Consider the following 24,036-nt stretch of genomic DNA (forward strand, 5'->3'; position numbering starts at 1 on the left):
CTGCGCCGCACCCTAGCGGCGGACGATCGGTCGGCGGCAGGCCCGGACCGAAAGATCGCCGAAGCTGACCGGAAACGATCCGTCAGCCGCGGGCGGGCGGGCACGAGCACCCGCAGTGGCGGGCGGCGGACGTGGAGTAGGGGGTACGGCCGACGTCTTGTCGCAGCTCGGGGCATCTGGCAGGCTCGGCCGCGACGCCGCGAAGGGTGCCGCCGGGGCACTCCTGACCGAGGGGCCGAGAGGCGGTTGGGCGACAGCCGCACGCGTGGTGCACGACCGGCACCCTGCAAGACCCCCTGGACCCCGGCGCCAGCTTCCACCTCCCCTGCGGGGTGCCCGGGCGCGGGCCCGTGCCGGGGGCCCGTGGCCCGGTGCGGCCGCGGTCCGGGCGGGACCGCCGGCCGAGCGTTCAACTGCCGTTCGCCGGCCGCACCGTCCGAAGTGGCGCGCCGGTTCCCGTCCGGCTGGGACTCTCCTGGGCGTTTCCCCGAGCCCAGGAGGCGGCAGTGGCACACCCTTCGGAGCACCCCACGCACCCCACGCACCCGGCGCACCTCGCGCCCCCGGCGCGCCCCTCGCGCCGGACGGTCCTGCGCACCGGTACGGCGGCCGGCGCCCTCGCCGCGCTGCCCGCGTCCACCCTGCTGTGGACCCGGCCGGCGATCGCCGGCACCCCCGGCCCCGAACAGATCCACCTGCAGTGGGGCGAGGAGCCCTCCCGCGAGATGACGGTCTCCTGGGCGACCGCCGGCAGCGTGCGCCGGCCCCGGGTCCGGATCGGCACCCCGCGCGGCGGCGCCGGCCACAGCGTCGACGCCGAGACGCGGACCTACGTGGACGGGCTCAACAAGGTCGAGACCTACACCCACCACGCCCGTCTGGACGGCCTGCGGCCCGACACCACCTACGTCTACGAGGTGCTGCACGACGGCTCCGACCCGGTGCGCGGCACCTTCCGCACCGCCCCCGCCCGCGGCCGGGCCGCCTTCCGCTTCACCAGCTTCGGGGACCTGGGCACCGGCGACGGAGTGTTCAAGAAGTCCTCGATCCACGGCGCCGCGGCCGTCCGCCAGGTGGAGCGGTTCGCGCCGCTGTTCCACCTCCTCAACGGCGACCTCGCCTACGCCAACAACAACACGGACCTCCAGCCGCAGTGCTGGAACGCGTTCATGAACAACCTGTCCACCTCCGCCGCGAACCGCCCGTGGATGCCCGCGCCCGGCAACCACGAGGTCGAGGCCGGCGGCGGGGACCTCGGCTACGCCTCCTACCTGACCCGCTTCGAGCTCCCCGACAACGGCACCCGGGACCACTGCGGCACCTGGTACAGCTTCCAGATCGGCGCGGTGCTCTTCGTCAGCCTCGACGGCAACGAGATCGCCGTCGAGGACGACGCCAGCATCGACCCGGCCACCGGGCTGTCCATCTACATCAGCGGCTACAGCGAGGGCGCCCAACTCCGCTGGCTGGAGCGGATCCTGGCGCGCGCCCGGCGCGGCCGCGAGGTGGACTGGATCGTCGTCAACCTGCACCAGTTCGCGATGTCCTCCTCGGCCGCCAGCCACGGCGGCGACATGGGCATCCGCGAGCACCTGCTGCCGGTGCTCGACCGCTACTCCGTCGACCTCGTGCTGGCCGGTCACGACCACGACTACGAGCGCACCCACCCGGTCCGCGGCACCGAGCCCGGCGGCCTGCTCACCCCGGCCGTCGCCGACGACGACCTGCGCCTGATCGACACCTCCAGGGGCACCGTCCACCTGATCCTCGGCGGGGGCGGCACCGCCGGGCACGACGACGTCTACCTGCCCACCGACCCCGACGGCGTGCGGCAGGCCTCGGTGCGCACCCAGCGCCTCACCTTCAAGGCCGACCCGGACGCGAAGGAGAAGGCGCACTGGTCCGCGGTCATCGACCCGGACACCGCCTTCCCCCACGGCGTCGCGGTGTTCGACGTCGACCCGGGCACCCTGCCGGGCGGCCGGACCACCATCACCGTCAGCTACTACCACTCGGCGGCCGCGACCGTCGCCGACCCGTTCCCCGTGCCGGTGCTCTTCGACCGCTTCACCCTCCGGCGCGACCGCAGCGACGGCCGGCACCGCCACGACGAGGACGGCGCCACCGACGCGCGGGCGGAGGCGGCCGCCGGCCGTTAGGGCGTGTCCGACCCGGGGTCACGCCGAGGGCGGGAGCGGGACGTCGGACCGGCCGACCTCCCGCTCCCGCCCTTCGGCGCGCGGTGGTCAGCCGAGCAGGAGGAACTTGGTGGAGGTGGCGCCACGGTAGGTGCTGCAGTCGTAGTTCTGGGTGGTCTGGCTGTAGGTGAAGCCGCTGGGGACGTCACAGGCCCAGAGGCCGCTGACCGGCTTGCGGAGGTGGAAGGCGTTCGACTGGACGCCCTGGGTGAGGCTGCAGGCGGTGCCCCAGGTGAGGTAGTCGTAGGTGAAGTCCGGCGTGCCCATGCAGGCGGTGAGACCGTCGTAGGGCTTGCGCAGGTGGTACTGGTTGGACGTCACGCCGGAGATCTGGCTGCAGGCACTGCCCCAGGTGATGGCGTCGTAGACGAAGCCGGGCGCGCTCTTGCAGGCCGTCAGACCGTCGACGGGGGTCCGCAGGTGGAACTGCGGCGAGTTCCAGCTGCCGCCGCCGCTGCAGGAGCGGTTCATCGACACCTGGTCGTAGACGTACCCGGCCGGGACGTCGCAGGCCCAGGCGCCGTCGAGGCTGCTGGTGGTGGCCTGCGCCGGGGTGGCGGCGACCGCGCCGGAGAGCAGCAGGACGAGGGCCGCCAGTGCGGCGATCACCAGACGGACGGGGCGGGTGTGTGCGGCGGGCATGTCTCTCCCAGGGTCGAGGCCGGACGAGGGGGGTGGCACGGGAACGACGGGGCGTGCGGTACCGGGCGGGCAACGGGAGTTGCGGCCCGCCGACGGTTCTAGCGCGGCGTGCTCACGGCCGCCTCGGGCGCCGGTCGAGGTGGGCGGCGCCGCCCGGCGGCGCGCCGCGGTGCCGTGACGCCGGACGGGCGGCTGCGGCCCGCGGGGGAGTGCCGCGGATCACACCGCCGATCGCCCGGTGCGCGAAATGCGCCGGACGCCGTGGCGGTTGGAACCGCACGTATTCCATGCACGTGCACATAACGTCCGCTACCCGCGAGGAACACCCATGACCGTCACCGCGTCCGCCGCCTCCCGCGCGGCCGAGATCCTCTCCCGCCCGGTCACCCTGAACGGCCTGACCGTCCCGAACCGCATCGTGATGGCGCCGATGACGCGCATGTTCTCCCCGGGCGGCGTCCCCGGCGCGGACGTGGCGTCGTACTACGCCCGCCGTGCGGCCGCGGGCGTGGGCCTGATCGTCACCGAGGGCACCTACGTCGGCCACGCGTCCGCCGGGCAGAGCGACCGGGTGCCCCGGTTCCACGGCGAGGAGCAGCTGGCCGGGTGGGCGAAGGTCGCCGAGTCCGTGCACGCGGCGGGCGGCACGATCGTGCCGCAGCTGTGGCACATCGGCATGGTGCGCAACCAGGGCGAGCCGCCCTACGCCGACGCCCCCGCCGTCGGCCCCTCCGGTCTGCGCCTCGACGGCACCGAGGGCGCCGGCCGGGCGATGACCCGGAGCGACCTGGACGAGGTCGTCGGCGCCTTCGCCGAGTCCGCCGCGGCGGCCGAGCGGATCGGCTTCGACGGCGTCGAGCTGCACGGCGCCCACGGCTACCTCGTCGACCAGTTCCTGTGGGCGGGGACGAACCGCCGCACCGACGCCTACGGCGGCGACCCGGTAGCCCGCACGAAGTTCGCGGCGGAGATCGTGGCCGCGGTCCGCGAGCGGGTCTCGGCCGACTTCCCGGTGATCTTCCGCTACTCGCAGTGGAAGCAGGAGGCGTACGACGCGCGGCTCGCCGAGACCCCGGAGGAGCTGGAGTCGATCCTGGCCCCGCTCGCCGCGGCCGGCGTCGACGCCTTCCACGCCTCGACCCGCCGCTACTGGGTGCCGGAGTTCGAGGGCTCGGACCTCAACCTGGCGGGCTGGACCAGGAAGCTCACCGGCCGGCCCACGATCACCGTCGGCTCCGTCGGCCTCGACGGCGACTTCATCCACGCGTTCGCCGGCGAGGGCGCGCCGGTCCAGGGCCTCGACAACCTGCTGGACCGCATGGAGCGCGACGAGTTCGACCTGGTCGCGGTCGGCCGTGCGCTGCTCCAGGACCCGGAGTGGGCGGCGAAGGTCCTCGGCGACCGGTTCTCCGAGCTGAAGCCGTACGACGCGGCGGCGGTGCGGACGCTCAGCTGACGCCGGTCGTCAGCCCGGCCCCCGGCCCCGGCCCCCGGCCCGTCGCGCGCAGCAGCGCGGCGGGCCGTCGCACGCTCCGGTGGTGGCCCGGGCCCGGGCCGTGGTGCGTCGCCCGGCCGGGCGGACGGGCGGACGGGCAGACGGGCGGGCGGACGGCCAGGCCGCTCAGGCCGCCGGGCGCAGCGCCGTCGCCTCCCGGGCCTCGTCGTAGCGGTGCAGCACGAGGCGGGCGACGGCCGGGTGGGCGGACAGCGGAGCGCTGGTCCAGGTCGCGGCGGTGGTGGCGGCGCGGCGGGCGAAGAAGCCGGGGGCGAGCAGGTAGCTGGCGAGCGCGGTGCGGGGGTGACCGGCCTCCCGGAGGGCGGCGACGGCCCGGTGCGGGGTGGGCTCCGCGGCGGAGAGGTGGGCCGGGGTGACGGTGCCGCCGAGGCGGGCGGCGAGCAACCGGGCCATCCGGGCGGTGTCGGCGAGGGCGGTCGGGTCGGTGGAGCCGGCACCGGCGAGGACCACCGGGGCGCCGGGCGGGGCGCCGGCCTCGGCGAGGCGGTCGGCGAGGGCGTCGGCGAGCAGCGGGTGGGGGCCGAGCGCGGGGGCGAGGTGGGAGAGCGGCAGACGGGCGTCGGCCAGTGCCGCGGGCAGGTCGACCCGCACGTGGTGGCCGGTGCCGAGGAGGAGCGGGACGAGGACCGGCCGCGCACCGGAGAGCCGGGCGAGGGCGTCGCCGAGCGAGGGGCGGGCGAGGTCCAGGAAGCAGCAGCGGACGGTCAGTCCGGGCCGGAGGGCGCGGACCAGCCGGAGCAGGGACCGGGTCGAGGCGGCGGCCACCGGGTCCCGGCTGCCGTGGGCGACGGCGAGCAGGACGGGCGGCATCAGCCGGCCGCCAGGCGGTAGCCGCGCTTGGGGACGGTGCGGATCAGGGCGGCGTGCGGTCCGAGCGCGGCCCGCAGCCGGCCGACGGCGGCCTCCACGGCGTGCTCGTCGGCGGTGGCGTCCGGCCAGGCGGCGCGCAGCAGCTCGGCGCGGCTGAGGACGCGGCCGGGCCGTTCGGCGAGGGCGCGCAGGACGGCGGCGCCGCGCGGGCTGAGCCAGTGGCTCTCGCCGTCGACCAGGGCGGCGTTGCCCTGCAGCGTCAGGACCGTTCCGGACAGGGCGAGTTCGCGCCTGCCGCGGTTGGGCAGGGTGTCGGCCAGCAGCCGGACCAGCGAGCCGAGCCGGCCGCGTTCGGGGTGGACGGCGGGCAGGCCGAGGTCGGTGAGCGGCCGGGCGCACAGGGCGCCGACGCAGACCGGCAGGACGTCGGTGCGCAGGGCGTCGACCAGTGCCTCGTACAGGCCCTCGGCCTCCGCGGTGGCCAGCAGGGCGGTGATGGCGGGGGCGCTGGTGAAGGTGAGCGCGTGCACCTGCCGGCGGACGGTCTGGTCGAGCAGGCGCCGCACCGCGCCCGGGTCCTCGGGCGGCGCCCACCGGTAGACCGGGACGGAGATGACCTCGGCGCCGCGTTCGCGCAGCGCGGCGGCGAAGGAGTCCAGGCGCACGCCGTGCTCCTGAACGGCGATCCGGCGCCCGGCGAGCGGGCGGGCGAGCAGCCAGGTGAGCAGCTCGTCGGTGGCCTCGGTGCCGGGGGAGTAGCCCTCGTCGAGCCCGCTGGCGCGCACCGCGCCGGTGGCCTTGGGGCCGCGGCTGAGCACGACCGCGCCCCGGCAGGCCAGGGCGAGCTCCGCGCCCCGGCCCCAGCCCTCCGCGGCGCTCATCCAGCCGCGCCAGCCGACGCCGGTGGTGGCGACGACGTAGTCGAGCGGGCCGGCCAGGCAGCGGTCGGTGGCCGCGCGCAGGGCGAGGTCGTCCGCGAGGGGGAGGATGCGCAGCACCGGGGCCTCGACCACCTGGGCGCCGCGCCGGCTGAGCAGGGCGCTGAGCTCCTCGCGGCGGCGCGCCGCGGTGACCCCGACGGTGAAGCCGGTGAGCGGTCCTGGCTGGGTGAGGGTTGCCATGCCGGGAAGCGTGCGGTGCCCGTGTTACGGGGGCGTTGCCCGGCCGTCACCCACAGGTAAGCGAAACCGCGGCTCCGGTTACGGCGGATGTCCGGGAGCGCACCCGGTGGCCCGGGCGCCGTGAGCGAGGCGTACCGCGCCCGCAACACCCGTGACCCGGACCGGAAACAGCGGGCGGTCAGATTTCCGGCATGACGACAAGCACCCACGACCGGATCCGGGACCTCGTCCTCGTCGGCCACGGCATGGTCGGCCAGCGCTTCCTGGAAGCCTGGACGGAGCAGCCCGCGGCACGCGGCTGGCGGGTCACGGTGCTCGCCGAGGAGCCCCGGCCCGCCTACGACCGGGTCCACCTCAGCTCGCTGTTCGACGGCAGCACCCCCGAGGACCTCTCGCTCTGCCCGGACGGCTTCGTCGCCGAGCACGGCGTCGACCTGCGCCTGGGCGATCCGGTCACCGCGATCGACCGGACGGCACGGACCGTCACCACCCGCTCCGGCGCGACCGTCCGCTACGACGCGCTGGTACTGGCCACCGGATCCGTGCCGTTCGTGCCGCCGGTGCCCGGCAAGGACGCCCCGGGCTGCCACGTCTACCGCACCGTCGAGGACGTGGCCGCGATCCGGGAGGACGCGGCCACGGCCGGCACCGGCGTGGTGGTCGGCGGCGGGCTGCTCGGACTGGAGGCGGCCGGAGCCCTGCGGGCCGGCGGACTGGCCACCCACGTGGTCGAGTTCGCGCCCCGTCTGATGGCCGTGCAGGTCGACGACGGCGGCGGCGCGGTGCTGCGCCGCAAGATCGAGGACCTCGGCGTGACGGTCCACACCGGCGCCGGCGCGAGCGCCGTGCTGACCGGCCCGGACGGGCGGGTGCGCGGCCTGGCCCTCTCCGACGGGCGGGAACTCGCCGCCGGGCTGGTGGTGTTCTCGGCCGGGGTGCGCGCCCGTGACCAGCTGGCCCGCGACTGCGGCCTGCCGGTCGGCGAGCGCGGCGGCGTCGTCGTCGACGCGCACTGCCGCACCGCCGACCCGGCCGTCCTCGCCGTCGGCGAGTGCGCCCAGGCCGCCGACGGCCGGGTGTACGGCCTGGTCGCCCCCGGCTACCAGATGGCCGAGACCGCGGCCCGCACCCTGGCGGAGCTCGACGGCGAGGGCGCCGGGCGGCTCGGCGAGGGCTTCACCGGCGCCGACACCTCCACCAAGCTGAAGCTGCTCGGCGTCGACGTGGCCAGCTTCGGCGACCCGCACGGCAGCGCCGAGGGCGCGCTCGACGTGCTGTACAGCGACAGCCGCAGCGGGGTCTACCGCAAGCTCGTCATCGGCGCGGACGGCGCGCTGCTCGGCGGCGTCCTGGTCGGCGACACCGACGCCTACGGCACCCTGCGCCCGCTCGCGGTGGCCGGCAAGCCGCTCACCGTCGCCCCCGAACAGCTCGTGCTGCCGGCCGGGTTCGGCGCCGCGGGCCCGCTGGCGCTGCCCGACGACGCGGTGCTCTGCTCCTGCCACAACGTCACCCAGGGCGCCGTCCGCGCGGCCGTCCGCGAACAGGGCTGCGACGGCGTCGCCGCGGTCAAGAAGTGCACCCGGGCCGGCACCGGCTGCGGCAGCTGCCTCAAGCAGCTCGGCACCGTCGTCACCGAGGAGCTGGAGGCCGCCGGCGTCAGCACCGCCAAGGGGCTGTGCGAGCACTTCGCCCACACCCGCGCCGAGTTGTACGAGATCGCCCGGGTCACCGGCGCCACGACCTTCTCGGAGCTGCGCGACCGCCACGGCTCCGGTGAGGGCTGCGAGGTCTGCAAGCCCACCGTCGCCTCGATCCTGGCCAGCCTCGGCAACGGCCACATCCTGGACGGCGAGCAGGGGGCCCTGCAGGACTCCAACGACCACTTCCTGGCCAACCTCCAGCGCAACGGCTCCTACTCGGTGGTGCCGCGGGTGCCCGGCGGCGAGATCACCCCCGAGGGCCTGATCGTGATCGGCGAGATCGCCCGGGACTTCGGCCTCTACACCAAGATCACCGGCGGACAGCGGATCGACCTCTTCGGCGCCACCGTCGACCAGCTCCCGGTCATCTGGAGCAGGCTGGTCGACGCCGGCTTCGAGTCGGGCCACGCCTACGGCAAGGCGCTGCGCACCGTGAAGTCCTGCGTCGGCGAGACCTGGTGCCGCTACGGGGTACAGGACTCCACCGCCCTCGCCATCGAACTGGAGCTCCGCTACCGGGGGTTGCGCTCCCCGCACAAGCTCAAGTCCGCCGTCTCCGGCTGCGCCCGGGAGTGCGCCGAGGCCCAGAGCAAGGACTTCGGCGTCATCGCCACCTCGGCCGGCTGGAACCTCTACGTCGGCGGCAACGGCGGCATGACCCCGCGGCACGCCGACCTGCTCGCCGCGGACCTCGACCGCGAGACCCTCATCCGCACCATCGACCGCTACCTGATGTTCTACATCCGCACCGCCGACCGGCTGGAACGCACGTCGGTCTGGCTGGAACGACTGGAGGGCGGCCTCGACCACCTTCGGGCCGTCGTCCTCGACGACTCGCTCGGCATCGCCGCCGAGCTGGACGACCTGATGGCCCGTCATGTCGGCACCTACCAGGACGAATGGGCGCAGACCCTCGCCGATCCCGACCGGATGCGGCGCTTCTCCTCCTTCGTCAACGCCCCGGGTACCCCCGACCCCGCGGTGACCTTCGTCCCCGAACGCGGCCAGATCCGCCCCGCCCGCCCCGGCGAGGCCGGACAGACCCTCACCGCCCCGGTCCTGATCGCCGGGGCCCGACTGGAGGTGGTCACCCCGTGACCGTACAGATCCACGACGGCACCGCCTGGCGGACCGCCTGCGCCCTGGAGGACCTTCAACCCGGCCGCGGCGTGGCCGTGTTGCTCCCCGCCGCAGGACAGATCGCGCTGTTCCGCGACGCCGCCGGCACGCTGTACGCCGTCGACAACCTCGACCCGTTCAGCGGCGCGCAGGTGCTCTCCCGAGGCCTGCTCGGCAGCCGCGGTGACCGGCCGACCCTCATCTCGCCGATGTACAAGCAGGTCTACGATCTCACCGACGGCCGCTGCCTGGACGAGGACACCGCCCCCGACGGCGCTCCCGCCGTCCTTCGCCGCTGGCCGGTACGGATCGCCCCGGATGGACTCGCCCCGGAAGGAGAGGCGGCATGACCACCGTCGCCGACGTCAGACAGCCCGCAGCGCTCAGCGGTTGGGATCCGGAGGACGAGGAGTTCTGGGCCCGTGCCGGGGCCCGGATCGCCCGGCGCAACCTGGTCTTCTCCGTCCTCTCCGAGCACATCGGCTTCTCGGTGTGGAGCCTGTGGTCGGTCCTCGTGCTGTTCCTCGGGCCCGAGTACCACATCGACACCGCGGGCAAGTTCACCCTCACCGCGCTGCCGACCGCGCTCGGCGCCCTGCTGCGGCTGCCCTACGCCTTCGCCGTCGCCCGCTTCGGCGGGCGCAACTGGACGGTGGTCAGCGCGCTGCTGCTGCTCGTCCCCACCGCGCTCGCCGCCCTGGTACTGGAACCCGGGGTCTCCTACGGGACGCTGCTCACGGTGGCCTGTGTGGCCGGCGTCGGCGGCGGCAACTTCGCCTCCTCGATGGCCAACATCAACGCCTTCTACCCGCACCGGCTCAAGGGCTGGGCGCTCGGCGTCAACGCCGGCGGCGGCAACCTCGGCGTCCCGGCCGTCCAACTGCTCGGCCTCCTCGTGCTGGCCACCGCCGGCGCCGCCCACCCGCGGCTGCTGCCGCTGATCTACCTGCCGCTGATTCTGCTCGCCGCGGCCGGGGCGTGGTGGCGGATGGACAACCTCGCGGTCTCCCCGGCGGGGGAGGGCCGGGCGCTGCGCGAGGTCGCCCGCGACCCGTACGGCTGGGCCGTCTCCACCCTCTACATCGGCACCTTCGGCTCCTTCATCGGCTTCGGCTTCGCCTTCGGGCAGGTGCTCCAGGTGCAGTTCCACGCGCGCTTCGACACCCCGGTCAAGGCCGCCGCGCTCACCTTCCTCGGGCCGCTGCTGGGTTCGCTGCTGCGCCCGGTCGGCGGGCGGCTCGCGGACCGCTTCGGCGGCGCCCGGGTCACCCTCGCCACCTTCGCGGCCATGGGCGCCGGGACGGCCGTGGTGATCACCGCCTCCCGGGCCGGCTCGCTGCCGCTGTTCCTCGGCGGGTTCATCGCCCTGTTCGTGCTCAGCGGCATCGGCAACGGCTCGACGTACAAGATGATCCCCGCCCACTACCAGGCCCTCGCGCGGGCGGCGGTCGCGGCCGGGGCCGACCCGGCGGCCGCCGAGGCCGACTCCCGGCGCCGCGCCGGCGCGCTGATCGGCCTCGCGGGCGCGGTGGGGGCCTTCGGGGGCGTCCTGGTGAACCTGGCGTTCCGGCAGTCCTTCCTGGCCAGCCACAACGGGGACGCCGCCTACCTGGGCTTCCTCGCGGCGTACCTGGGGTGCTCGGTGCTCACCTGGGCGGTGTGGCTGCGCCGGCGCTGAGGTCCGCGGCCCGCCCCGGGGCCGCTGGGCCGTCCGTGCGACGACCGGACGGCTCGGCGCGCGGGCCGACGGCCGGGAGGCTAGCGTCGGCCGCAACACGTCCTCGGATCCGGGAGGTTGGCAGTGCAGCGGTGGCTCGTCCTGACGGTTCTCACCACGGCCCTCACCGGCCTCACGGCGCCGGCCCTGGCCGCCGACCCCGATCCCGGCTCCGACCCGGCCGCCGCGGCGCCCGTCACAGCGCCGGTCACCGATCCTTCGGCGCCGACCGACCCGGGGCCGACGGATCCGGCACCGACCGACCCGGCGCCGACCGACCCGGTGCCGGTCACGGACCCGGTGCCGCCCGCCACGGCGGTCACCATCGGCGACGTCCTGATCGACCCGAAGATCCCCGGCCGGGTCCGCTTCAACGTCGGCTACCTCTGCGGGGTCGCCGGCGGGGCCCGCTCGCTGACCGTCTCGGTGGAGCAGAAGGACCCGGAGGACTCCTCCTCGATCGCCTTCGGCTCCAGTCGGACGGCCGAGGCCGACGTCGTCTGCGACGGGACGCCGCAGCAGCGGCAGCTGATCGTCCAGTCCAAGACGGTCAACTGGATCCCGGGCGCGCCCGCCATGGTGATCGCCACGGTCGCCGACATCGGCTCCACGCCGCCGGCCTCCGCCGACGCGCGCGCGGTGAACCTCGCCGTCGCCCCGGCGCCGGCCTCCTGACCCCGCCGGACCGCCCCGGCCGCCGGCCTCCTGACCCCGCCGGACCGCCCCGGCCGCCACCCGACGTGCGGGTGGCGGCCGGCGGCGTGCCCGGGGCGGCTCGTCAGTCCGCCGCGTGGACCAACTCCCCGCCCACGTAGGTGCGCAGGACCCGGGCGTCGGCGATCTCCGCGGCCGGGGCGGTGAGGATGTCCCGGTCGAGGACCACCAGGTCGGCGAGCCGCCCGGCCGCGAGGACGCCCGCGTCGTCGTGGCCGTTCACGTGCGCCGACCCGGCCGTGTAGGCGGCGATCGCGGAGGCCAGGTCGAGGCGCTGCTCGGGCAGGAAGACCCGGCCGTCGGAGGTGCCCGGCTCCATCCGGTTGACGGCCACGTGCAGGCCGGCCAGCGGGTCCGGGCTGCTCACCGGCCAGTCGCTGCCCGCGGCCAGGGTCGCCCCCGCGCGTTGCAGCGCGCCGAACGGGTACTGCCAGGCGGCGCGCTCCGGGCCGAGGAACGGGATCGTCAGCTCGTCCATCTGCGGCTCGTGGGCGGCCCACAGCGGCTGGATGTTGGCGATCGCGCCGAGCCGCGCGAAGCGGTCGACGTCCTGCGGGTGGACCACCTGCAGGTGGGCGAGGTGGTGCCGGGTGTCCCGCCACCCGTTGGCCGCGCGGGCGGCCTCGACCGCGTCCAGCGCCTCGCGCACCGCCCGGTCGCCGAGGGCGTGGAAGTGCACCTGGAAGCCGAGGGCGTCCAGCTCGGTGACGTGGCCGCGCAGGGCGAGCGGATCCACGAAGCTGAGGCCGGAGTTGGCGGTGGCGCAGCCGCAGCCGTCCAGGTACGGGCTGGTCATCGCGGCGGTGAAGTTCTCCGCGATGCCGTCCTGCATGATCTTCACCGAGCCGGCCCGGAACCGGCCGTGGCTCAGTTCGCTGCGGCGGGACACGAGTTCGGGGATCTGCTCGGATCCCCGTTCGCGGTCCCACCAGAGCGCCCCGGTGACCCGGGCGGTGAGCGTGCCGGCCCGGGCGGCGGCCAGGTAGGCGTCGGACGGGTCGGGCTGCCCGTTGAACTCGCCGAGCAGCGCGTCCTGCCAGCCGGTGATGCCCAGCGAGTGCAGCAGCCGCTGCGCGCGCAGCAGCCCGGCGAGCCGGTCGGCGGCGGTGGACGGCGGGACCAGCCGGGCGACGAGCGCGGTGGCGCCCTCCTGCAGGGTGCCGCCCGGGGTGCCGTCGGCCTCGCGCTCGATCCGCCCGTCCGCCGGGTCGGGGGTGTCCCGGGTGACGCCGGCGAGCTCCAGGGCGCGGGTGTTCGCCCAGGCGCCGTGGTGGTCGCGGTTGGTGAGGTACACCGGGCGGTCCGGGACGACCGAGTCCAGCAGCCGGCGGCTCGGCAGGCCGCCGTCGAAGCTCTCCATCGACCAGCCGCTGCCGGTGATCCAGGCCTGCTCCGGGTTGGCCTCGGCGTAGGCGCGGATCCGCTCCAGGTAGTCGGCGACGCCGACGGTGCCGGTGAGGTCGCAGCCGGCCAGCTCGGAGCCGCCGTAGACCGCGTGGACGTGCGCGTCCTGGAAGCCCGGCAGCAGCAGCCGGCCGGTGAGGTCCACGACCTCCGTGCCCGGCCCGATCAGCTGCCGGACCTCGTCGTGGCCGACGGCGGTGATCCGCTGTCCGGTCACGGCCAGGCTGGTCGCCCGGGTGCGGGCGGCGTCACCGGTGTGGATCGGGCCGTGGGTGAAGACCAGATCGGCATCGGTCATGGGTGGTGCTCCGTTCTCGGGGGATCAGGGTGGGGCGTCCGGCGGCCGCCGGGCGTCAGCCCGCGTCGCGCAGGAAGTACGGCGAGCGGCGCCGCCAGCGGGCCCAGGCCGCGGCCGGCAGCCCGGTGACGACCATCAACGCCGTCACCGTCAGCTCGAACCACCCGTTGTCGGCGGCCAGTTCGAAGTGGTCGGCGGAGTCGTAGAACGACCAGGCGAGGTAGCCGCCGACGGCGAGCAGCGCCGCAGCGCCCAGCAGCGGACCGACCACCGCCCGCAGCGCCTCGCCCACGCCGGCCCGCAGCAGGTGGCGGAACCGGACGGCCGCGGCCACGGCGGTCAGCGCGTAGTAGAGGGCGACGACGATGCCGATCGCGTTGACGGCGGCGGAGATCAGGTCGTTGACGGTCGGGATGACCAGCGAGGCCACGGCCAGGAGCGCGGCGACGCCGGTGATCAGCAGGGTGCCGACGGCCGGGGTGGCGTGCCGCGGGTGCAGCCGGGTCCAGACCGGGCCGAGCATGCCGTCGCGGCCCATCGCGTACATCCCGCGGGCGGTGGGGATCACCGAGGACTGCAGCGAGGCGACGGCGGAGAACATCAGGGCGATCAGTGGCAGCGCGGCGAGCGGCTGGCGGGCCAGCGCGGCGCCGAAGTACGTCAGCCCGTGCGCGCCGTTGTCGGCCAACTCTCCCAGGGGGAGGACCCGTTGGAAGGCCGTTCCGGCGAGCAGGAACAGCAGCATCATCACCACCAGGGCGACCATTCCGCCGCGCGAGGCGTCCCGGGGGTCGCGCACCTCCTCGCCGACGCTGAACACCGACTCGAAGCCCCAGTAGCAGAACACCGCGAGCACCATGCCCTGGGCGAGCGCGTCGAAGGACGGGATGTCGAACGGGTTGAACCACTGCAGAGAGAACGGCTGGTCACCGGCGAACAGCCCGTACCCGCAGAAGCCGATCAGCACCACGTACTCGAAGACCAGCAGCGCCTTCTGCAGGCGGGCGGCGAGGTCCAGCCCGCGCACGGCCACCAGCGCCGCCCCGACCAGCACGACCAGGCCGAGCAGGGTGCACTGCACGGTGGAGTCCGCGTCCAGCCGCAGCCCGGCGACGCTGCGCAGGTGCGCCTCGTCGAGCAGCTGGATGACGGCGGAGCCGGTGACGGTCGTGGTGTACGCCATGAAGACGATCGTGCCGACGGTGTTCACCCAGCCGGTGAGGAAGCCGAGCCAGGGGCTGAGCGTGCGGCCCACCCAGCGGTAGCTGCTCCCGGCGTCCGGGTCGACGGCGTTCAGCCGCCCGTAGCCGCCGGCGATGGCCAGCACCGGCAGGAAGGCCAGCAGCATGATCGCCGGCAGGTGCAGACCGACCACGCCGGCCATCAGCCCGAGGCCGATGCCGATGCTGCTGGTGGCCGCCGTACTGGAGGCGGCGATCGCCGCCCCGTCCAGCAGCCCGATGGACTTGCGCATCTCGACACGGCTCGCGTCCGCTCTCGGACCGGCACTCTCGTCGTTCACCGTCGATGCCAACGGATCACCGCCTTGGTCGTGGGGGGTGTGCGGGGGGTGCGGTCATGAAACCGGGGCCGCGCACACACGTCAATGCCGTTGTCATAAGCACCCCCGGCCCGGGGTGCCGGGCCTGATTCCGGGCGCCGGGCTCCGGGGGTGGGCGGGTGAGCAGGGCTGCTGTCGGGCGCCAGCTTGTTCTACAGTGCTGTAGAACAAGCTGGAGAGGGAACGGGGACGCGCATGGACAGGCCGCTTCGACTGCCGCAGCAGGACCGGGCCGACTTCGAGACGGTGCTGGGCCGGGTGCTCGCGGGGCCGCAGGTGCGGGCGGCCCTGCAGGCGGCGGGCGGCGAGGCGGGCGGGGTCGAGCGGCTGCGGCGCAGCGCCCGGGAGAACGCGGAGTTCGTCCTGGCGGCCGCGGCCCCGGAGTACGAGCGGTACGCGGCGCTGCGCGCGGACGCCGATGCGGTGGCGCGGCTCCCGGTGGACGGCCCGGAACGGGGGCGGGTCGCCGGGTGGTGGGGGGTGCTGGCGGTGATCGTGCCGGTGGTGGCCGGGGCGGCCGCCGGGGTCCTGCTGCTGCTCGGGTACGTCCTGGGGCTCGACGAGGACGTGGAGGTGCTGGGGCATGCGCTGGTGGGCGCCGGGTGGGTCGCGGCCGGGGTGGCGGCGGTGGCGCTGGCGGTGGGCGGGTTCGGCCTGCTGGGGGCGGCCTCGCGCTCCGGTGCGGGCGACGCCGGCCAGGAGCCCGGCGCCGTGGGCGAGTTGGCCTCGGCGCGGGACGCCTGGCGGGCCGCGCTGGCGGAGCGCGGGCTGGCGCCGTTCCTGCTCGCGCAGGTGAACGCGGGGGCGCCCGGTCAGCGGCGCTGACCGGGCCCGCGGCCCCGGGCGGTGTCGACCAGCAGGTGGGCGGCGTCCAGCGGGACGGCGAGCCGGCGGGCGATCCAGGGGGCGCTGCGGCCGGTCCGGGCGAGCATCCAGGCCGAGTACAGCTGGCCCAGCTGGGGCGCGTGCGGGCAGAGCAGGAGGGGCCGGACGGCGTCCATCGGGAAGTCGTGCAGCGCCTCGGCGCTGTACTCGCGGCCGTTGGGGCCGGGCGGCGGGAGCGGGAGCGGCCGGCGGGCGTCGAGCCAGCGGCCGAGCAGGACGGCGCCGACGGCGAGCAGGCCGGAGCCGGAGGCGCCGATCAGGATGGCGTGGATGACGGGGCGGTCCTCCTCCTCGGCGAGGCCGAGGGCGAGCTCCTCGGCGACGAGCAGGGCGAGGACGGTGAGCAGGACCGCGGCCTCGCCGGGGCGCGGGTAGGGCCGGGACGTCGTCATGGGGTGCCTCATTCCGCGGCTGTGCGGACCGGGGTGGGGTGAGGGCGGCCGTGGGCGGCGTGGCGGAGCCCGCGGGGTCCTGGATGTGACGTGGCGTCAGGCTGGTTGCGCGGAGGGCCGGTTCACCGTCTGGGAGAGGCGGACTCGGGGCTTCCGGAGCGGGGTCGGGGGTGCCGGCGGCCCGGACTGCTGGTGTCCATGCGTCTCGCCTCCTTCCGGTCGGGCGCGCCGCGCGGGCGCGTTCGTCGACGGGGCGGGTGCTTCCTCCCAAGCTCCGGACAGCATAGCCCGGCCCGTCGGCGAACTTCGACACGGCTGTCGAAGTTCGAGCCCGGTCGGACCGGCCCGCTGGACGATCGACCAGGTCGCGACGGGCGCGACTGGTGCGGGTGCCCACTCGTGCCGGCGGGCCGGCCCGGCTTCAATCGGCCTACCGAAGGAAATCGACCGGCCGGGGACGGTGCAGCGACATGGATCTGAACACGGTGGCGGAGGTGCGTGACGCCCGCCGCGGCGGCACCTGGCGGCCCGGCGACGCCTGGCTCGGCGGCGGCACCTACCTGTTCTCCGAGCCGCAGCCGCACATCCGCCGGCTGATCGACCTCGGCCGGACGGGCTGGGAGCCGCTCACCCCCACCCCCGAGGGCGGCCTGGAGATCGCCGCGACCTGCACGATCGCCCAATTGTCCCGCTTCGCCGAGACGCTGGACCGGCCGGCCGCGCCGCTGTTCGAGCAGTGCTGCCGGGCGTTCCTCGCCTCCTGGAAGATCTGGAACATGGCCACCGTCGGCGGCAACCTCTGCAACGGGCTGCCCGCCGGGCCGATGATCTCGCTGACCGCCGCCCTGGACGGGCGCTGCCTGCTGCGGGCCCCGTCCGGCGAGCAACGCAGCGTCCCGGTGGCCGAGTTCGTCACCGGAGCCGGCGTCAAGGACCTGCGGCCGGGCGAGCTGCTGCGCTCGATCACGCTGCCCGCCCGCGCACTGGAGAGCCGGACGGCGTTCCGGCAGGCCTCGCTCTACGGGCTGGGGCGGTCCGGCGCCCTGCTGATCGGCACCGTCGACCCGGTGGACGGCTCGCTGACCATCACCGTGACCGCCTCCACCGTGCGCCCGATCCGGCTCTGGTTCCCGCCCCGGCCCAACGCCGCGGCCGTCGAGGAGGCCGTCCGCGACGGCATCCGGGCGGAGGAGTACTTCGACGACATCCACGGGCTGCCCGCCTGGCGGCGCCACATGACCTTCCGCTTCGCGGAGCAGATCCGCGCCGAACTGGCCTAGGAGTTCACTGCGGCCCCGGCCCGGCCGGCCCGGGCCGAGACCCGCACGGCGCGCGGACGGGCAGGACTCCCACCCGTCCGCGCGCAGCGGGCGTGCTCGGGTGTCAGCGGGCCGGCAGCGGGAGCGGCGCGCCGTTGCGGGCCGGGAGCTCGAGCCGGGTCAGCAGCGCGGACGGCGCCACCTCGACGACCCGGCAGCCCGCGCGGTGCCGGCAGTACCGGGCCACCGAGCCGTGCCGCAGGCGCTCCAGGCGGCGGCGGGTGGCGGCGCCGAGGACGAGCAGGTCGTCCGCCCCGGTGACGGCGCCGACCAGCGCGGGCCCCGGCTCGGCGTCGACCACCAGAGGGTGGACGACCACCCCGGACGGGTAGCCGCCGTAGGCCTGCTCGAAGGCCACGTCCAGCCGCCGCCGCGCGGCGTGCTCCAGCTCGTCGCGCCCCCGGAGGTCGCCCCGCTCGCCCGCCGTCCACGCGGCGACGGGCACCAGCAGCGCCCGCGCGCGGGCCGCCTCCCCGACGGCGTGGTAGAGGGCGGCCAGGCTGCTCAGTGACCCGTTCAGGCCGACGATCACTCGGGTGGTCCCGGTCATGGCCGTTCGCCTCCGTCTGTCCGGTGCCGCACTCCCCGTTTCGGATGACTCCAGTGAACCCCGGAACCCGCCCGTCCGTACCGCTGTTGACACCACCATGACGCCCGCCGCACACCTCCTGACGGACTGCTGACGACGGGGCTCGCACACGCCCGGGCGGCCCGCGGCACGGGCGGTGCCGGTCCGTCCCGTCCCGACCCGGCCGGTGTCAGGGCGGCGTCAAGGTCGGCGGCCCGGGCGTAGGCCCTGCGTCAAGGACGGGTGCGGCCGGTGCGCGGAGGGACTCCACTGGAGGAGCCCGGCCGCACGGCCGCCATCCGAAGGGACCGCACATGACCACCGCGACCACCACCGCCGCCGAGACCGACGCGCCGCTGGGGCGCCCCGTCCGCCTGCTGCCCGTCACCGGCCGCCGGGACCGGCCCGAGCCGCCCGAGCCGTCCCCCGCGCCGGGCGTCGGGCCGGAGGGCGGCCACGACCGCACCCGGCCGGCGCACTGCCGGTTCGCCATGCACGTCGAGGACTGACCGGCACCGTCGAGGACCGACCGGCACCGTCCGCGCCAGGCGGGACCAGGCGGGACCAGGCGGGACCAGGCGGGACGAGGTGGGACCAGGTGGGACCGGTCAGCACCGTCGACGCCCGTCGAGGACAGCCCCGAGCACCGACCCGACCGCGCGCCACCGGCACCACACCCACAGGAGCAGCCGTCATGACCGAGCTCAGCACCCCGGCCGTCCCCACCCCCGCCCCCGCGACGGCCGCCGAGGCCCTCGGCGGCCCCTGGCCGGCCTCGGCGCGGTCCGGCCCGGGCGGCGAGGTGCTGGTCGGCGGAGTCGGACTGGCCGAGGCCGCCGAGCGGTTCGGCACCCCGCTGTACGTGCTGGACGAGGCCGAGGTCCGTTCCCGGGCCCGGGCCTACCGCCGGGCGCTGCCGCACGCCGAGGTGCTGTACGCGGCGAAGGCCTTCCTGTGCAGCGCGATGGCCGACTGGGTCGCCGAGGAGGGCCTGGGCCTCGACGTGTGCTCCTCCGGCGAGCTCTGGCTGGCCGCCTCGGCCGGCTTCCCCCCGCAGCGGATCCTGCTGCACGGCAACGCCAAGTCGCCGGAGGAGCTGCGGCTGGCGCGGCGGCTGAGGGTCGGCCGGATCGTCATCGACGGACCGGCCGAGATCGCCCGGCTGGCGGCGCTTGTCGCCGCCGACGCCCCGCAGCGCGTGCTGGTCCGGGTGGTGCCCGGGATCGCGGCCGGGCACCACCCGGCGGTGCGGACGGGCGTCGGCGGGCAGAAGTTCGGCTTCCCGGTGGACGGCGGCGACGCGGCCGGGGCGATCGCCCGGGTCCTGGACCAGCCCGGGCTCGAACTGGTCGGGCTGCACTGTCACCTGGGCTCGCAGATCACCGCGGTGGAGCCCTACCTGGAGGCGGTGGACGCCCTGGTGCGGCTGCTCGCCGAGGTGCGGGAGCGGCACGGCGTCGTCCTGCCCGAGCTGGACCTCGGCGGCGGCCACGGCATCCGCTACCTGCCCGGTGACGCGGAACTGGACGTCGCGGACTTCGCCGCCCGGGTGACGGAGCGGCTGGCGCTGCGCTGCGCCGGGGCCGGCCTGGCGGCGCCGCGCCTGGTCGTCGAGCCGGGCCGGGCACTGGTCGGGCCGGCCGCGGTGGCGGTCTACCGGGTGCTGTCGGTGAAGCACACGGCGGACGGCCGCTGCTTCGCGGCGGTGGACGGCGGCATGAGCGACAATCCGCGCCCGGCGCTGTACGGATCGCCGTACAGCGTGCGGCTGGTGGGGCGGCGGTCGACGGCCGGGGAGGCCCGGGTGGACGTGGTGGGCCGGCACTGCGAGGCCGGCGACGTGCTGGTGCGGGACGCCGTCCTGCCCGCCGACCTGCGGCCGGGGGACCTGCTGGCGGTGCCCGCGGCGGGCGCGTACCAGCTGTCCATGGCCTCCGGCTACAACCTGGTGGGCCGCCCGGCGGTGGCGGCGGTGAAGGACGGCCGGGCGCGGCTGCTGATCCGCCGCGAGACCGTGGAGGACTTCCGCGCCCGGGAGGTCGGCCGCTGACCCGCGGCCCCGGCGACCCGGGGGCAGTCGTTGACGGATCGTCAGAAGCGGTGCGTGCCGAGGTCGCGGACGGTGTCGGCGAGCGCGCGGATGGCCTCGTTCTCCGACGCGGTCCGCCAGACCAGCGCGTAGGAGAGGGTCGCCAGGTCGGGGACGGGTATCCAGCGGATGTTCGGCATGCCCCAGTGCCGGGTGACGTGGCTGGGGAAGCCGTGGACGATCTCGCCCATGCCGACCCGGTTGATCAGCTCCTCCGCGTTGGTCACCGGTTCGCCGCGCTCGATCGCCCGGCCCCGGGAGGTGTGGAAGGGCAGGTAGCCGTCCTCCCAGTAGTCCGGCATCGCGGGCGGCATGGCGTGCTGGAAGTCGGCGAACATGTCCAGCCGCGCGGTGGTCCGGTCGGCGAGCTCGTGGTCGGCGGACACGGCGAGGATCCGGGGGTCCGTCAGCAGGACCGGGCCGACGGTGAAGTCCGGTTCCTCCACGGGCAGCCAGACCACGAGGACGTCCAGGTCGCCGTCCCGGAGCCGGCCGAACGGATCGAGGTACACCAGCTGGCGGATCTCCAGCTCCCACTGCGGGTGCCGCCGGCGGAACTCCTTCCAGTAGCCGTGCAGGTCGACGACGTTGAACGGCATCATGCCGACGCGGAGCCGGCCGGTGGCGCCGCGCGCGGCCAGCCGGGCGCGGTCCAGGGACGCGTGCAGGCCCGCGTAGACCGGTTGCAGGTCGTCGCGCAGCTGGCGGCCGACGGCGGTCAGGCGCACGGTGCGGCTGGTGCGCTCGAACAGGGGGGCGCCGATGCGCCGCTCCTGCGTCCTGATGGCCTGGCTGACCCGGGCCTGGGAGAGCCGGACCCGTTCCGCGGTCCGGCCGAAGTGCAGTTCCTCGGCCAGCGTCAGGAAGATCTCGATCTCCCGAAGCTCCATGACGCCCCTCCCGGTGTCCCCTCCCGCCGGCCCGGCGGCCGCCGGGGCCGCAGAAGTATACGGTGATCGTTTCTCCTGCCCGGCCCGCTGTCGAGGGGTCAGAACAGCTGCTCCACGGGGGAAGCCGGCGTGGTCGGGTCCCCGGCCGGCCGTTCAGGCCTCGCCCGGGGCGTCCCAGGCGTCGCAGTACTCGATGTGGATCTCGCGGGCGTTGCCGAGGACGCCGTCGTTGGTGTGCAGTTCCGTGCAGTAGTGCGGGCGTCCGGGGTGGAGCGGTGCGTGGACCGGGCCCTCGCGGGCGACGTCGAGGAAGTGCCGTGCCGTCTCCCGGAAGACCTTGGCGCTGCCGGTCATGAACAGCGTCTCGGCGTGGAGGTGCTGGTGGAACAGGTCGCGGTTCTCCCGGTGGTGCCGGGCCGCGAAGTCGGGCTCCGTGCCGGCGTCGTGGTCCGCCTCGGGCAGGTCCGCGGTCCCGGGGCGGCCGGGGCCGAGGCGGCCGCGCAGCTGCTTCCAGCGCGCGGGGGCGAACCGCAGCGAGTGGTGCAGGAGGACCAGGTCGAGGTACCGGCCGGCGCCGTCCGGTTCCGCCCCGGCCGGCGGGCGGTTGGCCCGCAGCGGCAGGTGGATCAGCGAGCGCGGTGAGCGGGCGGCGAGCAGCCACAGTCCGGCGACGGTCAGGGCGGCGGTGTGGTCGAGGTACGCGCCCAGGTACCGGTCGTGGTCGACGAGCAGGGCGCGGGCCGGCGGCCGGGCGGGCCGGACGACCCGGAACTCGTCGGCTCCCAGGCGGGCCCGGTGGACGGCGACGGACAGTTTCACGGCTTCTCCGGTGTGCTGCTGCGGCGAGGGTGCTCGACCCCCGCGGTGTGCTCGAGCTCCCTGAGCGGGACGGCCCGCCCTCGGCCTGTCCGGTGGGCGCGCACCGGTGCGGCGGCCGGCGGCCCCGCTCGGTATGACCATGATCACACCGAATCCCGGCTGCCCTGCACGGGCCCCCACCGCATCTGTCCCTGCGGGGGGTCTGTATGCCCACGAGTGAGTCGGAGGCGGGATTGTGCGTGCTGATCGGGCTGGCGGGGACGGGACGTCCGGGCGGCGTCGGTGGATCGACTACCCGCGCCGCGGACGGCGCGGGGTGCGCCGCTGGCTGCCGTCCTGGCGGCTGCTGCTCCTGGTGTCGGGGGCCGCGGCGGCGGCGCCGGTCGGGCTGGTGGCCTGGTTCTTCGTCCGGACGGCCGTCCCGGAGGACCTGAACTCCTTCGCGACCCAGCAGAACAACGTCTACTACTGGGCGGACGGCACCGAGATGGCGCGGGTGGGCCAGATCAACCGGCAGGAGGTGCCGCTGGACCGGGTGCCGGAGCCGGTGCAGTGGGCCGTGCTGGCGGCCGAGAACGAGACCTTCTACGAGGATCCGGGGATCTCGCTCACCGGCATCGGCCGCGCGGTCGTGCAGATGGTCTCGGGCGGCGACACCCAGGGCGGCTCGACGATCACCCAGCAGTACGTCAAGAACATCTACCTGAACCAGCGCCAGGACGTGTCCCGCAAGGCGCGCGAGATGGTCATCGCGATCAAGCTGGACCACCGGATGAGCAAGCAGGACATCCTGGCCGGGTACCTGAACACCAGCTGGTTCGGGCGCGGCAGTTACGGAATCGAGCGGGCCGCGGCCGCGTACTACGGCAAGGACGTCTCGGAGCTCGATCCGAGCGAGGGGGCGTTCCTGGCCGCCGTGCTGAACGGGGCCGGGCAGTTCGACCCGGCGATCGGCGCGGACAACCGCCGCCGGGCCGAGGACCGGTGGTCCTGGATCCTGGACCGGATGGTCGAGGTCGGCCGGCTCTCCGCCGCCGAACGCGCCCGGTACACGGTCTTCCCCGAGCCGAGGCCGCAGCCGAGGGCGGCGGGGCTGAGCGGCCAGATCGGCTACCTGGTGGACATGGCCAGGAGCTACGCGGAGAGCCACGCCGACATCACCGCGGCCCAGTTCGACCTCGGCGGCCACCAGGTCTTCACCACCTTCGAGAGGCCGCGGGTCGACGCCCTGGCCGCGGCCGTGCAGGACGCCACCAGCGGCGTCGACCCCGGCCGCCGGGAGGCCGACCGGCTGCTGCGGGTCGGTGCCGCCTCGGTGGCCCTGGATGGGAGGATGGTCGCGCTGTACGGCGGCCCCGACTACCTCAAGCAGGGCTTCGACAACGCCAACGCCACGACGGTGCCGGTGGGTTCGGCCTTCACGCCGCTGGTGTACGCGGCGGGGCTCAGCCAGGGCGTGCAGCGCCGCCGGGGCGGCGCCCGCACCCCGGTGCTGCCCACGACGACCTACGACGGCGACAACGGCGTCAAGGTGATGACCCCGGAGGGGCCGTACTGGGGCAGCGACGGCAAGATCGTGAGGACCGTGAACGAGGGCGGCCGGGACTGGGGCACGGTGACCCTCAGGAGCGCGGTGGAGCAGTCCGTCGACGGGCCGCTGGTGCAGCTCGGGATGGACGTCGGCCTGGAGCAGGTGCAGCGCACCGCCGTGGACCTGGGCCTGCTGCCGGGCAGCATGGGGGACCTGGTGCCGGCCTTCGCGGCCGGGAACTCCACCCCGAGCGCGATCCGGACCGCGGGCGCCTACACCGCCTTCGCCGGGGGCGGCAGCCGGACGGACCCGTACTCGGTGCTGCGGATCACCCGCAACGGCGAACCGCTCGCGCTGCGCCTGCCGGCGCCGGTGCGGGCGCTGCCCGCGGCCGCCGCGGGGGAGGTGGACGCGGCGCTCAAGGGCGCGGTGCGCACCGGGAGCGCCCGCTCGGCGGCGGAGGCCGGGCCCGACCTGGCCGGGAAGCCCGGCACCACGCCGGACCGCACCGCCGGGTGGTGGGTCGGTTACGACGGGCGGACGTCCACGGCGGTGACGGTCTTCCGGGCGGACCTGAAGGACATGAAGCTGCTCTCCCTGGAGGGGGTGGGCGGTGCCGCCCCGGACACCCCGGACTCCGTGCTGCCGGGCCGGATCTGGACCTCGTACACCAGGGCGACCGGCGGCCGGTAGGGCGGTGGTGACCGGCCGCGGCGGGCGGCGGTCCGGTGGCGCCCCCG

The 24,036-nt window shown here is 75.4% G+C and carries 20 protein-coding genes; 11 read left to right on the top strand and 9 right to left on the bottom strand.

Going from position 1 to position 24,036, the window contains the following annotated elements:
- Positions 1-506 precede the first annotated feature (506 nt).
- Positions 507-2,159 carry a purple acid phosphatase family protein gene (locus ACIRS1_RS11235; protein ID WP_402838538.1) on the top strand — a complete coding sequence of 551 codons (1,653 nt, stop codon included), beginning with the start codon at positions 507-509 and terminating at the stop codon, positions 2,157-2,159.
- Between the two features lie 87 nt (positions 2,160-2,246).
- Here ACIRS1_RS11235 and ACIRS1_RS11240 read toward each other — a convergent pair whose 3' ends face one another.
- Positions 2,247-2,840, bottom strand: a complete 594-nt coding sequence (locus tag ACIRS1_RS11240; protein WP_402838540.1) for a hypothetical protein — start codon at positions 2,838-2,840, stop codon at positions 2,247-2,249.
- A 328-nt stretch (positions 2,841-3,168) separates the two neighbouring features.
- On the opposite strand from ACIRS1_RS11240, the gene ACIRS1_RS11245 reads away from it, so the two are divergent.
- Positions 3,169-4,296: an NADH:flavin oxidoreductase gene (locus ACIRS1_RS11245; protein ID WP_402838541.1), complete on the top strand. Its 1,128-nt coding sequence runs from the start codon at positions 3,169-3,171 to the stop codon at positions 4,294-4,296.
- 165 nt (positions 4,297-4,461) lie between these two features.
- Here the strand turns inward: ACIRS1_RS11245 and ACIRS1_RS11250 are convergent, their stop codons facing one another.
- Both ACIRS1_RS11250 and ACIRS1_RS11255 read right to left on the bottom strand, forming a co-directional pair.
- Positions 4,462-5,166, bottom strand: a complete 705-nt coding sequence (locus tag ACIRS1_RS11250) for a sirohydrochlorin chelatase (protein ID WP_402838543.1) — start codon at positions 5,164-5,166, stop codon at positions 4,462-4,464.
- On the bottom strand, positions 5,166-6,287 hold the full coding sequence (locus ACIRS1_RS11255; RefSeq protein ID WP_402838545.1) for a uroporphyrinogen-III synthase: 1,122 nt from the start codon (positions 6,285-6,287) through the stop codon (positions 5,166-5,168). Before ACIRS1_RS11255 ends, ACIRS1_RS11250 begins: the two co-directional genes overlap by 1 nt.
- Before the next feature lie 191 nt (positions 6,288-6,478).
- On the opposite strand from ACIRS1_RS11255, the gene nirB reads away from it, so the two are divergent.
- From nirB to ACIRS1_RS11275, 4 genes are all read left to right on the top strand, one after another.
- Positions 6,479-9,088 (top strand): nitrite reductase large subunit NirB, encoded by a 2,610-nt coding sequence (gene nirB, locus ACIRS1_RS11260; RefSeq protein WP_402838547.1) that lies wholly within the window; start codon positions 6,479-6,481, stop codon positions 9,086-9,088.
- The gene (nirD, locus tag ACIRS1_RS11265; protein WP_360214900.1) at positions 9,085-9,459 is read left to right on the top strand and encodes a nitrite reductase small subunit NirD; all 375 of its coding nucleotides are present in this window, start codon (positions 9,085-9,087) and stop codon (positions 9,457-9,459) included. The genes nirB and nirD overlap by 4 nt, the downstream gene beginning before the upstream one ends.
- Positions 9,456-10,787, top strand: a complete 1,332-nt coding sequence (locus ACIRS1_RS11270; RefSeq protein WP_402838548.1) for a nitrate/nitrite transporter — start codon at positions 9,456-9,458, stop codon at positions 10,785-10,787. The genes nirD and ACIRS1_RS11270 overlap by 4 nt, the downstream gene beginning before the upstream one ends.
- Positions 10,788-10,904: 117 nt before the next feature.
- The gene (locus tag ACIRS1_RS11275; protein ID WP_402838550.1) at positions 10,905-11,501 is read left to right on the top strand and encodes a hypothetical protein; all 597 of its coding nucleotides are present in this window, start codon (positions 10,905-10,907) and stop codon (positions 11,499-11,501) included.
- 103 nt (positions 11,502-11,604) lie between these two features.
- Here ACIRS1_RS11275 and ACIRS1_RS11280 read toward each other — a convergent pair whose 3' ends face one another.
- Both ACIRS1_RS11280 and ACIRS1_RS11285 read right to left on the bottom strand, forming a co-directional pair.
- Positions 11,605-13,242 carry an amidohydrolase gene (locus tag ACIRS1_RS11280; RefSeq protein WP_402838551.1) on the bottom strand — a complete coding sequence of 546 codons (1,638 nt, stop codon included), beginning with the start codon at positions 13,240-13,242 and terminating at the stop codon, positions 11,605-11,607.
- A gap of 55 nt (positions 13,243-13,297) precedes the next feature.
- Complete coding sequence (locus tag ACIRS1_RS11285; protein ID WP_402838553.1) at positions 13,298-14,716, bottom strand: APC family permease; 1,419 nt, start codon at positions 14,714-14,716, stop codon at positions 13,298-13,300.
- A gap of 282 nt (positions 14,717-14,998) precedes the next feature.
- On the opposite strand from ACIRS1_RS11285, the gene ACIRS1_RS11290 reads away from it, so the two are divergent.
- Complete coding sequence (locus ACIRS1_RS11290) at positions 14,999-15,628, top strand: hypothetical protein (RefSeq protein WP_402838555.1); 630 nt, start codon at positions 14,999-15,001, stop codon at positions 15,626-15,628.
- Here the strand turns inward: ACIRS1_RS11290 and ACIRS1_RS11295 are convergent.
- On the bottom strand, positions 15,616-16,080 hold the full coding sequence (locus ACIRS1_RS11295) for a hypothetical protein (protein ID WP_396317244.1): 465 nt from the start codon (positions 16,078-16,080) through the stop codon (positions 15,616-15,618). The genes ACIRS1_RS11290 and ACIRS1_RS11295 overlap by 13 nt on opposite strands.
- Before the next feature lie 470 nt (positions 16,081-16,550).
- On the opposite strand from ACIRS1_RS11295, the gene ACIRS1_RS11300 reads away from it, so the two are divergent.
- Entirely contained in the window at positions 16,551-17,360 is an 810-nt protein-coding gene (locus ACIRS1_RS11300) for an FAD binding domain-containing protein (protein ID WP_387899890.1), read from the top strand.
- Between the two features lie 103 nt (positions 17,361-17,463).
- Here the strand turns inward: ACIRS1_RS11300 and ACIRS1_RS11305 are convergent, their stop codons facing one another.
- Positions 17,464-17,949 (bottom strand): universal stress protein, encoded by a 486-nt coding sequence (locus ACIRS1_RS11305; RefSeq protein ID WP_360214876.1) that lies wholly within the window; start codon positions 17,947-17,949, stop codon positions 17,464-17,466.
- Positions 17,950-18,281: 332 nt separating this feature from the next.
- Here ACIRS1_RS11305 and ACIRS1_RS11310 point away from each other — a divergent pair, with 332 nt between their 5' ends.
- Both ACIRS1_RS11310 and lysA read left to right on the top strand, forming a co-directional pair.
- The gene (locus ACIRS1_RS11310) at positions 18,282-18,476 is read left to right on the top strand and encodes a hypothetical protein (RefSeq protein ID WP_402838557.1); all 195 of its coding nucleotides are present in this window, start codon (positions 18,282-18,284) and stop codon (positions 18,474-18,476) included.
- 185 nt (positions 18,477-18,661) lie between these two features.
- A complete protein-coding gene (gene lysA, locus ACIRS1_RS11315; protein WP_402838559.1) occupies positions 18,662-20,017 on the top strand; it encodes a diaminopimelate decarboxylase in 1,356 nt (451 codons plus the stop codon).
- Positions 20,018-20,058: 41 nt separating this feature from the next.
- On the opposite strand, the gene ACIRS1_RS11320 is transcribed toward lysA, so the two are convergent.
- Entirely contained in the window at positions 20,059-20,946 is an 888-nt protein-coding gene (locus ACIRS1_RS11320) for a LysR family transcriptional regulator (protein WP_402838561.1), read from the bottom strand.
- Positions 20,947-21,099: 153 nt separating this feature from the next.
- On the bottom strand, positions 21,100-21,765 hold the full coding sequence (locus tag ACIRS1_RS11325; protein ID WP_402838563.1) for a hypothetical protein: 666 nt from the start codon (positions 21,763-21,765) through the stop codon (positions 21,100-21,102).
- 316 nt (positions 21,766-22,081) lie between these two features.
- Here ACIRS1_RS11325 and ACIRS1_RS11330 point away from each other — a divergent pair, with 316 nt between their 5' ends.
- On the top strand, positions 22,082-23,989 hold the full coding sequence (locus ACIRS1_RS11330; RefSeq protein WP_402838564.1) for a transglycosylase domain-containing protein: 1,908 nt from the start codon (positions 22,082-22,084) through the stop codon (positions 23,987-23,989).
- The last annotated feature ends 47 nt before the right edge of the window (positions 23,990-24,036 follow it).

The organism is Kitasatospora sp. NPDC101176 (assembly GCF_044768035.1).
Lineage (GTDB): Bacteria > Actinomycetota > Actinomycetes > Streptomycetales > Streptomycetaceae > Kitasatospora.